10 protein-coding genes are annotated in these 10628 nt (G+C 41.3%); 6 read left to right on the forward strand and 4 right to left on the reverse strand.

Annotated features, from left to right (window positions below):
• Positions 1 to 525: 525 nt before the first annotated feature.
• Positions 526 to 1518 (reverse strand): quinolinate synthase NadA, encoded by a 993-nt coding sequence (gene nadA / locus B5F71_RS17185; protein ID WP_087212757.1) that lies wholly within the window; start codon positions 1516 to 1518, stop codon positions 526 to 528.
• A 442-nt stretch (positions 1519 to 1960) separates the two neighbouring features.
• On the opposite strand from nadA, the gene B5F71_RS17190 reads away from it, so the two are divergent.
• A complete protein-coding gene (locus B5F71_RS17190; RefSeq protein ID WP_022039080.1) occupies positions 1961 to 2500 on the forward strand; it encodes an RNA methyltransferase in 540 nt (179 codons plus the stop codon).
• Positions 2501 to 2561: 61 nt separating this feature from the next.
• On the opposite strand, the gene B5F71_RS17195 is transcribed toward B5F71_RS17190, so the two are convergent.
• Positions 2562 to 3113: a DUF4294 domain-containing protein gene (locus B5F71_RS17195; RefSeq protein WP_225226404.1), complete on the reverse strand. Its 552-nt coding sequence runs from the start codon at positions 3111 to 3113 to the stop codon at positions 2562 to 2564.
• 166 nt (positions 3114 to 3279) lie between these two features.
• On the opposite strand from B5F71_RS17195, the gene B5F71_RS17200 reads away from it, so the two are divergent.
• From B5F71_RS17200 to B5F71_RS17215, 4 genes are all read left to right on the forward strand, one after another.
• Positions 3280 to 5304: a helix-hairpin-helix domain-containing protein gene (locus tag B5F71_RS17200; protein ID WP_241148642.1), complete on the forward strand. Its 2025-nt coding sequence runs from the start codon at positions 3280 to 3282 to the stop codon at positions 5302 to 5304.
• Positions 5305 to 5478: 174 nt separating this feature from the next.
• Positions 5479 to 6258, forward strand: coding sequence for a radical SAM protein (locus B5F71_RS17205; RefSeq protein WP_087212751.1), 780 nt, complete (start codon positions 5479 to 5481; stop codon positions 6256 to 6258).
• 286 nt (positions 6259 to 6544) lie between these two features.
• Complete coding sequence (locus tag B5F71_RS17210) at positions 6545 to 7024, forward strand: sigma-70 family RNA polymerase sigma factor (RefSeq protein ID WP_087212754.1); 480 nt, start codon at positions 6545 to 6547, stop codon at positions 7022 to 7024.
• A gap of 14 nt (positions 7025 to 7038) precedes the next feature.
• Positions 7039 to 7623 (forward strand): hypothetical protein, encoded by a 585-nt coding sequence (locus B5F71_RS17215; RefSeq protein ID WP_022039283.1) that lies wholly within the window; start codon positions 7039 to 7041, stop codon positions 7621 to 7623.
• A 66-nt stretch (positions 7624 to 7689) separates the two neighbouring features.
• On the opposite strand, the gene B5F71_RS17220 is transcribed toward B5F71_RS17215, so the two are convergent.
• Positions 7690 to 9633, reverse strand: coding sequence for a glycoside hydrolase family 97 protein (locus tag B5F71_RS17220; RefSeq protein WP_087212760.1), 1944 nt, complete (start codon positions 9631 to 9633; stop codon positions 7690 to 7692).
• A gap of 272 nt (positions 9634 to 9905) precedes the next feature.
• Between B5F71_RS17220 and B5F71_RS17225 the strand changes: the two genes are divergently transcribed.
• Positions 9906 to 10346 carry a DUF6078 family protein gene (locus tag B5F71_RS17225; protein WP_022039281.1) on the forward strand — a complete coding sequence of 147 codons (441 nt, stop codon included), beginning with the start codon at positions 9906 to 9908 and terminating at the stop codon, positions 10344 to 10346.
• A 76-nt stretch (positions 10347 to 10422) separates the two neighbouring features.
• Here B5F71_RS17225 and B5F71_RS20820 read toward each other — a convergent pair.
• On the reverse strand, positions 10423 to 10628 hold a 206-nt coding region (locus B5F71_RS20820; protein ID WP_206423857.1), incomplete at its 5' end, for a hypothetical protein.

A 10628-nucleotide genomic window follows, 5' to 3' on the forward strand; every position in this document is an offset into this window, starting at 1 on the left:
TGCAAGCAATATGGAAACTTTTTTCTGAACTTTTTTACACATATAAACGCAAAATGCTGCCATACAACATATTACAGGACGAATATTCTTAAAACTGATGAAAAATGGCCGAAACGGATACTCATTAATATAATTATACGCGCGCGAAAGGCACACAGGACAAAAAAACATCCCCACACATCCTGACGGACATAAGTGGTAAGGCAGGACCACTTATGTGAAACGGCAGGACCACTTATGTGAAACGGGCCACCCACTTATGTTCATCAAAAGGCATGCTTGAATCTGGGAAATCCACAAGAATAATGGGACTATCAAAAAGAAGCCGGACCAAACGTACGGACATAAAAAAAGGAGTACCGCTGTACTCCAACCTTTGTTAACCTTAAATCTAATACTATGAAAAACACAGTACAAAGGTACGAACTTCTACGGAATATGCAAGCTTTTTCATAACAAATAGATGTTTTATAATACGTTTTAAGAAATTTGCCAGCATACCCTAAAGTTTTTAACAAATCTTTTTTACAAACCCAATCTAGCAGATATGTCCAACATCTTTTGTATGGGTTTAATGGCTTTTTCAGCTATCTTTCCATCAACCTTCACTTCCGGCCACTCATATTTCAACGTATTATACAGTTTAGAAAGTGTGTTCAATCGCATAAAATTACATTCGTTACAAGCACATGTACTATCTTCTGGTGGAGCAGGTATAAAATTTTTATCCGGACATTTTTTACGCATTTCATAAAGAATGCCACTTTCTGTAGCTACAATAAAGTTTTTCTTATCACTCTCTACAGCATATTTCAATAGTCCGGCAGTAGAAGCTACTTTATCTGCTAGTTTCGCAACCGGTCCTTTACATTCGGGATGCACCAGTATTGCAGCATCAGGATACTGCTTTTTCAGTTCTAAAATCTTTTCAACGGAAAACTTTTCATGCACATGACATGCACCATCCCACAGCAACATATCTCTTCCGGTTACAGAATTTATATAGTTCCCCAAATTCTTGTCAGGACCAAAAATTATCGGTTGGTCTTGAGGAAAACTTTCAACGATTTGCTTGGCGTTTGTAGAAGTTACCACCACATCGGTCAATGCTTTCACCGCGGCACTGGTATTTACGTATGAAATAACCACATGTTCAGGATGCTGATTGACGAACCGGGCAAATTCGTCTGCCGGACAACTATCCGCCAACGAGCATCCTGCATTCAAATCAGGAATCAACACCTTCTTGTCCGGACAAAGGATTTTCGCAGTTTCACCCATAAAGTGTACTCCACACATTACGATTATATCCGCATCGGTTTTAGCAGCCCATTGTGCCAATGCCAGACTGTCTCCTATAAAATCGGCTATTTCTTGTATTTCATCAGCTTGATAAAAATGCCCTAAAATAACGGCATTCTTTTCTTTACACAAACGTCTGATTTCGGCTTTCAAGTCCATACCTTTGTCGATAGCTTCATCAGCATATCCCTTTTTCAACCATTCTTCTTTTTTCATATTCATATTTTTAAATCTTTTCTTTTTTAAGAAAATCTATGATTGTTATAATATCCCGTTGATAATGTTCGTAAAAATCAGGCAAAAATCTTGTTTTTTAAGTTATAAGTTCATGTTGTATTGCTATCAAGTGTTCATCAACAGGCTTATAATCTGATTATGCATTATTTATGTCTGCTATTCACTTACAGTTGATATGTGGCAAAGTTAAAAACTTTCTCTTAATGGTCTTGGTATTTTCTATTAAAAAATCTGTTTAAACCTGTGATGAAACTTTTCTTTTTCTTTTTTTGAAAGTTCGATTTCATCTGTCTATAAAGATTTATCCGAATAAACCAAGATAAAGTTTTTATTTTCTATGCATTCTTTTTTTACAGGTTTTCAACCGTTTTCAACTGGGTTATGAATATACTTTTTATCTTTGCATCATAATTCAGCAATTATGGGAACATTAAGAAAATTGAAAGTAACCGAAATGCACCGTCTGACGGTAGACGAATTTAAGGAATCCCGAAAACTTCCTCTTGTCGTCGTGTTAGACGAGGTGAGAAGTTTGCACAATATAGGTGCGGTATTCCGTACATCGGATGCTTTTTTGGTAAACAGTATTTATCTATGTGGCATTACGGCTACTCCGCCACATCCGGAAATGCATAAAACAGCACTTGGAGCCGAATATACAGTTGACTGGAAATATTTTAAAAATACCGAGGATGCTGTAAATGAATTGCATACGATGGGATATACTGTATTTGCTATTGAACAATGCGAGGGAAGTACGATGTTAGACAAACTGGTTTTGGAAACAGATAAAAGGTATGCTGTAGTGTTGGGAAATGAAGTAAAAGGAGTAAAGCAAGAGGTTGTGGATATGTGTGATGGATGCATCGAAATCCCCCAGTTCGGCACCAAACACTCTTTGAACGTGTCAGTTACAGCAGGGATTATTTTATGGGAATTTGCTAAGGAGTTGGCGAAGTGACATGCAGTTTGAACGCTGAAACACAGATACGTGGTTTGGATGATCTGTGTTTCTATAAACTTTATAATTGTCCGTTTTCCACCAGTACCACAACCCGTTCAGTCAGTTTGTCTTCATCTTCGGGATGATACTCTTTTTTCAGGCTGGCACCGAAGAGTGCAGCGAAAGTTTGGTAAAATCCTGCTTTGAAAGGTCCCATAAATGCTTTTACCAGTTGATAGGATGACTGGTTACACTCACGGTTCACCAGCTTTATCAACAGTTTCCCTTGCGAGAATGTTAGTTTCTTCATACGTGGAGTGTATTGCTCTTTCAGTCCTTTTTCTACTTTTTTGATATGGCGTTCGCGAGCTTTTTCATCGGGAAGCGTCATCAGGTATTCATAAGTTTCGATTACGGCACGGTTTACTTCTTTTGCCAATGGCAGGGTTTTTTTTACATCCCTTACCAGTTTGTTGTAATATTTTCTTTGGCGTTTGTTTTTAAAATGCAGTTCGGGGTAAACATAGATGGTTCTCAGCGTTATATGAGGTATAGTATCTCCGTTGTACACACACACAGGTACTTTGTACATTGAGGCAGTACCCGAATGTGTTTGTGCTTTGGTTCTCATCGCGAAAACCAAAAACAGAACCAGTGCTATGTAGAGAGTTTTTTTCATAATGCGCAAAAATAGAAATAATAATGATTTGTAGTTAAACCCGAATAGAGCTTATACGAAAAATTAACGTATTTATCTCTGTTGAAAACTTGTGAATACCATGTTGAAACGATTATTTATGTTTTGTCTATCAATTGTTTGTGTATTAACACCCTTGTTGGCACAATCGGACTGGCTGGAATGGAATGAAGACATAGCAGCTCCTGAAGAACTGGCGGGCTGGCAGGAAAAATATGAAGAGTTGAGTGAAATAGCTGAACATCCTTTTAATATCAATACCATTACTAAGGAAGAATTGGAGCAATTACCATTTTTATCCGACCGGATGATAGAGAATATCTTGTATTATATCTACAAATACGGACCAATGCTTACCAAAAATGAACTGTTGGGAATAGAGGGAATGGACTGGCAGACACGAAAGTTTTTAACCGACTTTATCTACATCGGACCATCTGATAATGAAAAAGATAGACTTAAATGGAAAAACTTGTGGAAATACAATAAACAAGAGTTATTAACACGCTTGGACATTCCTTTCAACGCTAAGGCAGGGTATGCCGGTTACGATGAAGAAACCTTGGCTGAAAGTCCTAACAAACGGTATTATGGCGATCCGTTTTACCATAATATACGTTATCGTTTTCAGTATCGTAATCAGATATATATCGGACTGACCGCAGAGAAGGATGCAGGAGAACCTTTTTTCGTGCAATACAACCGGAAAGGATATGATTCCTATTCGGGATATGTATTTCTTTCCAATTTTAAACGTCTCAAGACATTGGCCATTGGTAATTTTAAGGCTAATTTCGGGTATGGACTGGTGTTGAACATAGGAAGTTTTACTTTAGGAAAAGGAATGATAAACCAGAACCGTTTCGGACAAGGATTTACCAAATATACTTCAGTGGGAGAAGGGGAGTACCTGCAAGGGATAGCTGCCACTTATCAACTGGGCAGACGCTGGAATGTATCTGCTTTTTATTCGTTCAGGAAGCAGGATGCACGTGTTGAAAACGGGTTTATAAGGTCGTTGAAAACTGATGGATATCATCGGTTGAAAAAAGATATGGAGAAGAAACATACGGTATCCAATCACTTGACTGGATGTAATTTAACTTATAATGGGAAATACACAGAATTTGGATTAACTGCTGTGTATAATCGTTTTAACAAGATGTTGAATCCTGATGCACGTGATTATAATTTGTATTATCCACGTGGAATGTATTTTTATAATGCAGGTGTTTATTATAAATTCTTTCTGAACCGGTTTACATTTTCAGGAGAGACTGCTGTAGATAAGTATGGAAAGGTTGCTACGCTTCATGCACTCTGTTATCAACCGGCTGTTCATACTAATATTTTACTTATTCACCGGTATTATGACAAGCATTATCAGTCGCTTTATGGGAATGCTTTCGGAGAAAACTCGAAACTTCAAAACGAGACAGGAGCTTATTTAGGATTGGAAACCAGTTTTTTAGGACAGTTCAAGTTTTTGTGTTACGGTGATTTCTTTCATTTTTTCTATCGAAAGTATCAGGTGGACCGTGACCATACATCGGGATTCGACGGATTATGCCAATTAAGTTATTCACCATCAAATTCACTCTCGATGTTAATAAAGTATACTTATAAGAACAAGGCTAAAAACTATACTTCTCCTGATGAAACAAAGTTTGTATTGCCTTACGTAAGGCAACGTTTGCATTACCAATGTTCGTATGCGCCAAGTGCATATCTTTCGTTGAAAGGAGTGGGAGAGGGAGTGATGACTTCGTATAACGGACGGGAAAAATCGAAAGGGGGATATGTAAGCGGTACGGTGAAAGGAAGTATTCCTCCAATTCCTGTTCAGGTATCATTGACAGGTACTTGGTTTCATACGCAAGATTATAATTCCCGAATCTATGTTTACGAACCCGGATTGCTCTATGCTTTTTCGATGAATTCGTTTTATGGCAAAGGTACCCGTATGGCAATCAACTTGAAATATACGTGGAAGAACCGTCTGATGATTCAAGCCAAATGGGGATGGACACACTATCAAGACCGGAACCGTATCAGTTCGGGTACTGAAGAAATACAAGGAAGTGATAAGGCGGACTTACAGGTGCAGGTGCGTTTGAAATGGTGATAAGCATGAAGATATATTACTTTGCCGTTTCAGTTATCTGTGCGGGCGGTAGCAGTTATCTGAAGCTGTCTATGAAGTTATCTATGAAGTTATCTTCATTTTATTCGCATTCATCTGCATCAATCTGCGTTACTTATTGTATATTTGCATGCGAATAGAAACATGTGAAAGCTTATGTCTACCATCATTTATCCTTCTCCCATTTTCGGACCCATTCATAGCCGTCGGCTGGGTGTATCGCTAGGCATTAATCTTTTGCCCGCTGACGGGAAATGTTGTACGTTCGATTGCATTTATTGCGAGTGCGGATACAATAAAGACCATCGTCCTCATGCGAAACTTCCTACACGCGAAGAAGTGTACAATGCTTTGGAACGCCGTCTGATAAATATGCAGGCAAATGGTCCTGCTCCTGATGTCTTGACTTTTGCCGGCAATGGTGAACCTACGCTTCATCCGCATTTTAAGGAAATCATCGAAGATACCATTACCTTGCGTAACCGTTATTTCCCTAATGCCAGAATAAGTGTGTTGAGCAATTCTACCCAAATACATCGTCCTGAAGTGTTCGAAGCGTTGTGCCGGGTAGACAATAACATTCTGAAGCTGGATACGGTAGATACTGCTTATATTAATAAGGTAGACCGTCCGGCAGGTTCATACGATGTAAATCGCATCATTGAAGGAATGAAGGCTTTCCAAGGCAATCTGATTATCCAGACCATGTTTCTGAAAGGAAAGACTGATGAAGGCGAAGATGTAGACAATACTTCGGATGTTTTCGTTCTTCCGTGGCTGGAAGTAGTAAAGGCAATAGCTCCCCGTCAGGTGATGATTTATACAATAGATAGAGAAACGCCCGATAGTTTTCTTCAGAAAGCTACTCACGAAGAACTCGATCGCATCGTGACTCTCTTGGAACAGGCTGGTCTCCGGGCAAGTGCTTCTTATTAAATGAATCGGGTACGGTGGTAGAAAGAAACAAGGCATAAATCTGAAATCGATGAAGTAAAAGTCTTTTGCTTTGTGTCTGAACCGTATCCGACAAACGAAGATATGATGACAAATTGTAAATTCGTCATTAGTAGCATAGCATTTTCTTATTTCCAGTACTTTTGTGCTTTTCCTCTCTAGTAATTATCTTAATTCACCAGCATATTTTGTAGAAAAAATGTCTATTTTTGTGTAGTTTTCCCGTTGGTTGCTGCGTCTAATGGTTAAAAAACAACTTTTAAAGGATATGGAAACATTGGATACAACATTTGCGCAAATGGTGAAAGAGCATAAAAATACCATTTATACGGTATGTTTTATGTTTTCGAAAGATTCCGATGAGGTCAGTGACCTGTTTCAGGAAGTGCTCATCAACCTATGGAAAGGGTACAGTTCGTTCAGACACCTCAGCAGTATGGATACGTGGATATGGAAGGTCAGTTTTAACACATGCATTTCTTACGAAAGGAAAAAGAAGAAACGGGCTGCTCTTCCGCTTGTCATGGACATCAATTTGTTTGAGGATAAAGATGAAGATGCCCGGCAAATCCGACGGTTGTATGACCGCATCCATCGGCTCAAGCCATTCGACCGTGCCATTGTTTTGTTGTGGCTGGAGAATATCAGTTACGAAGAAATAGGCGAGATTGTCGGGATTTCGGCTAAGAATGTATCCGTGCGCCTGTATCGTATCAAAGAAGAGTTGAAAAAAATGTCGAACCATTAAAAACATGCATCATTATGGAAAATCGTTCAGAGAGTTTCGAACTGGAAGATATGCGGCAGCAAATACAATTGCTGAAAGCTAAGTTGGAGAAAGAAACCATTGTCAGCGAAAAACTTATCAGGCAATCTACGCAAGACAAGGTTTCTTATATTGACCGGAAGAAGAAAACCGTTTATGTGTTGATTGGGTTTGCCCTTGTCTATTGCAACGTATATTTCATTCTGATGGGTTACTCGTGGATTTTTTGTGTGTTTACTTCTTGTTTCTTGCTGGTTGCCTGGTATTTTCAGCGTTATAATCATCGGGGAATCAGTGCGCAGGAAATAGCAGCTGCAAACTTATTGGATGTCAGCAAGGCACTGGTGCGCATGAATCGTTTGGGAGTAAGGTGGCTTTATTTCGGCATACCGTTTGCCCTTTGCTGGATTGCCTGGTTTATGGTGGAGAGTTACCCGAAAGTCGGAGGAGAAATTATCTGTTATGGCGGTACGGCAGGTTTCATTTTGGGAGCCATTTTAGGTGTGTCGCATCTTGTCAGCGTTCGTCGCAAGGCAAAAGAAGCTATCCGTGACATTGAAGAATATACCCGGATGAATTGATACAATAGACACGAAGACACATGGATGAAATATCCTTTGTGTCTTCGTGTTGGTGTGTTATTTTTTTTATTTCACCCATATCACGCCACCTTCGGGTTGGATGGTTACTTTTACTTCTGCTGGTTTCTTTATCTCTTGTTGTTCCAGTTGGGGCGTACGGTCTTTTGCATCTGAGTAGAACGATACTTTATCGCCTTTCTGGCACATTGGAAGATTTAAGGTTAGCTTCAACGGTTCTTTTCCGGCATTGATACCGGCTATGTACCAACGGTCTCCGTGGCGGCGTGCCAGTACGACATATTTGCCCGGATAACCGTCAAGGAATACTGTTTCGTCCCAGGTAGTGGGCACTTCTTTCAGGAAGTCGAGAGCCAGTTGGGGAGCATCGGTCAGGTTGTTGGGCGTGATGGCAAAGTTCTGAATCGGGTTTTGGAAGAGAACCGCCGTGGCAAGCTGGAATATATCGGTAGTTTTGCGGGTGGTTCCTCCATCATTCGTGCGGTTGTAACGCTTGTTCAGGAAGGTGCCGCCAAATTCCATACAGCCTACGGTATTGCGGATAAACGGGTGCAGGCAGGCATTGAAAGCTTCCATATCATCGAAGTGTTGATTGAATATCAAGTTTTCCGAAGCCAGTACCGCTTCGCTTCCCACATAGTTGGGATACATGCGTTCCCAACCGCGCGGGAGGGTACAGCCGTGGAAGATAACCATCAGGCCGTAGTCGTCGGCATCGCTCAGAATGGATTCGTACAGGCGCATGGTCTCCTGCTTGTCGCCTCCGAAGAAGTCTACCTTGATGCCTTTCACTCCGATTTTCTGCATCCATTTCATTTCCTGTTTGCGCTCAATGGGGCTGTCCATCCGGTTGGTAGGTCCCTGCACGATGTCGTTCCAATAGCCACTTGAACTATACCATAAGAACAGTTCTACGTTTTTCGAACGTGCGTACTTTACCAGTTTTTCTATCCCTTCACGTCCGATGTTTGTGTCCCACCAGTTGTCTATCAGGGCATAGTTGAATCCCATAGCCGAAGCCAGGTCGATGTAGCGCACTTGGTCATCGTAATTGATGCTGGCGTCTTGCCATACAATCCAGCTCCAGGTCCCTTTGCCATATTTATAGGTATGTCCGGAAGTGAAACGGGGTTTTACTACGTCCCAGGGCACAGTAGTTTCCACGATTGGTTTCAGTCCGTCGCCTACCGTAATCGTACGCCAGGGTGTTGTACCCGGAAGTGCCAGTCCTGCCGTTGTTGTTCCGTTTCCGTTATTCTCTTCCGGCATAGGGAAGGCGATGGTAAACAAACCTTCTGTAGTGGCATCGCTCAGGTGTGAGGCACAATATCTGGCATCTACTCCGGTCTCGCTGACCAATGCCCATCCGTCTTCACCGATGCGGAACAGGCCGGGGAAGGTAAATCCGTGGCCATATTGCGAGCGGGTGGTCAGTGGGGCATCAGGTGTGTATTCTTCTTCGTAGCTGGGTTTGGTGCGTTTCCAGCCTATCATCGGGTCGCTTTGTGGCGTAAGGAAGGTGGTGGTATACGAAGGAAAATCGAACCCTGTTGTTTCGCGTTCGATGACGATACTGCCCGTATCGCCGTAACGGGGTATTTCGTAGCGGAAAGCTACATCGTTGTCGCTCACCCGGAAAGTCACGTCTATCGGTTTCTGCTCTGCATTCTGCAGGGTGACGGTCAGTTCATTGGCACGGTAGTTTACTTCCGATTGTTTGGTGCGGTCCATCCGGTAAGTTTCTTCGAGGGTGCGGTTTTTCTGGCTTATGTAAGTCATCCCTTGACTGAAGTCGCCTACATTGGATACGAAACCTAGCGGTGATTTTTCCAGCATGGTCTTGCCTTTGTAGGTTACAGAATAAAACGGGGTACCTGCTTCTACCGTAATGTCTACCTTGAGTTGGTTATCAGGACCTGATACGGTGGCTTGTTGCGCCCATGCCGGAGAGGTACCCAAGGCAAGGAGTAATAAAAATGCCTGTTTCTTCATCATGTTTCAATCTTGTTTTTACTGGTATTTGAAATATGGCGACAAGTTATCAATAATTTTCCGGATATGCAAATCTGTTCTGCTTATACTGTTGCGGTATAGCTTTGTGCATTTTCTCACCACAGGTACACAGAGTCTTTTAAATTTTTCCTTTGTGGTACTCTGTGGCCTCTGTGGTGAATATTTTTGTTTTCGGCTTGCTTGTTTCCTAATAAAATTGTTCCTTTGTGTAAGAATGTGTTTTGAATTTCTACAAAAAGTTTTTCTTTATCATGATAAAAGAATTAGATTACAGCATCGTGCCGAAGAGGTTCGGGCATTGCCTGAACGGGAATTGCAAGCGCGCGGACAAGTGCTTGCGTTATCAGGTGACGAAATTCATTCCGGAAGACGTGCGTTACGTCTGCATGCTCAACCCCCAATGGAAGCAGACGGGAAAGAAGTGCACTGAGTTTCTTGATGATACGCCGGTGAAGTACGCTTACGGCTGGAGCAAGATGTTCGACAAACTGATGCACGAGAAGGCGATGGCGATAAAGAATGACTTGTTGTGCAGTTTCGGGAAAAATTTGTTTTATCGGCTGAAGCGGCACGAAAGGGCTTTCACGCCTCAGGCACAAGACTACGTGCGCATGGTATTCCGTAAATATGGCATCGCTGAAGAACCAGAATACGATTATTGCCAGTACGAATACACTTGGAAAAAAGAATGATAAGCTGTATGTATGCCGGTGCCTTTATTCACTAATATAAGTTCATCGGTGATTTTATATAATTGAAACTTTAGTTTTATTGCAATGAAACTTTAGTTTCAATGCAATAAAACTGGCTGAAACACTTATTGCGTGCGGAAAGCTTTCCTGTTGCGTGGGAGAATGCAATGCAATATAAGAAGCTGTTTTGAATTTCTCCAAAAAGTTTTTCTTGGCTTGATGTATCTGTTTTCGTGTGTGCTTTGGGCGATTTTTTGGTCCTTTTCGCTCCTGTTCTTCGTC

This window comes from Bacteroides sp. An269 (assembly GCF_002159755.1).
Taxonomy (GTDB): domain Bacteria; phylum Bacteroidota; class Bacteroidia; order Bacteroidales; family Bacteroidaceae; genus Phocaeicola; species Phocaeicola intestinalis.

Coding starts and splice junctions, on each gene's coding strand:
- B5F71_RS17195 (WP_225226404.1), bottom strand. CDS start 3,113: ATGAGAACCAAAGCACAAACACATTCGGGTACTGCCTCAATGTACAAA.
- B5F71_RS17225 (WP_022039281.1), top strand. CDS start 9,906: ATGATAAAAGAATTAGATTACAGCATCGTGCCGAAGAGGTTCGGGCAT.
- B5F71_RS17190 (WP_022039080.1), top strand. CDS start 1,961: ATGGGAACATTAAGAAAATTGAAAGTAACCGAAATGCACCGTCTGACG.
- nadA (WP_087212757.1), bottom strand. CDS start 1,518: ATGAAAAAAGAAGAATGGTTGAAAAAGGGATATGCTGATGAAGCTATC.
- B5F71_RS17205 (WP_087212751.1), top strand. CDS start 5,479: ATGTCTACCATCATTTATCCTTCTCCCATTTTCGGACCCATTCATAGC.
- B5F71_RS17215 (WP_022039283.1), top strand. CDS start 7,039: ATGGAAAATCGTTCAGAGAGTTTCGAACTGGAAGATATGCGGCAGCAA.
- B5F71_RS17210 (WP_087212754.1), top strand. CDS start 6,545: ATGGAAACATTGGATACAACATTTGCGCAAATGGTGAAAGAGCATAAA.
- B5F71_RS17200 (WP_241148642.1), top strand. CDS start 3,280: ATGTTTTGTCTATCAATTGTTTGTGTATTAACACCCTTGTTGGCACAA.
- B5F71_RS17220 (WP_087212760.1), bottom strand. CDS start 9,633: ATGAAGAAACAGGCATTTTTATTACTCCTTGCCTTGGGTACCTCTCCG.